Source organism: Chromatium okenii, from assembly GCF_016583745.1.
Lineage (GTDB): Bacteria > Pseudomonadota > Gammaproteobacteria > Chromatiales > Chromatiaceae > Chromatium > Chromatium okenii.
This window is the reverse complement of sequence record NZ_NRRQ01000140.1, coordinates 1-484: the sequence shown is the minus strand read 5'-3', so window position 1 is coordinate 484 and position 484 is coordinate 1. Positions and strand designations below refer to the sequence as shown.

The 484-nt window shown below is 61.2% G+C and carries 1 protein-coding gene; it reads left to right on the top strand.

The features are described 5' to 3' along the window. Positions 1-215 precede the first annotated feature (215 nt). The coding region (locus tag CKO12_RS14555; protein ID WP_274599941.1) for a uroporphyrinogen decarboxylase family protein at positions 216-484 on the top strand (269 nt) is incomplete at its 3' end.

Here is a 484-nt window from a genome sequence, read left to right as displayed (position 1 = left end):
GCAGGTCGGTCCGGCGGGCAACTTCGGCGTGCTGACGGCCTTCCAGACTTCGGTGTGCACCTTCGCGATGCTGCTTGGTCGCCTCGAAATCTTCGCTTTACTGGTCGTTCTGACGCCAGCCTTCTGGCGCAAGTAGGCCATTCCAGAGGATAATTCGGCCCTTTCGCCAATCCGTCTCTCGTTTTTCGTTCATACGCCTTTTCGCGGAGCTTTCCATGACTCGACCCCGCAACGACAATTTCCTGCGCGCACTGCTCAAAGAGCCGACCGACCATACGCCTCTCTGGCTGATGCGTCAGGCTGGCCGTTACCTGCCCGAGTATTGCGAAACCCGCAAGCGCGCCGGCAGCTTCCTCAACCTGTGCAAGAACCCGGGTCTCGCCTGTGAAGTGACGCTGCAGCCGCTCGCCCGCTACAAGCTCGACGCGGCGATCCTCTTCTCCGACATCCTCACCGTTCCCGACGCGATGGGCCTCGGCCTCTA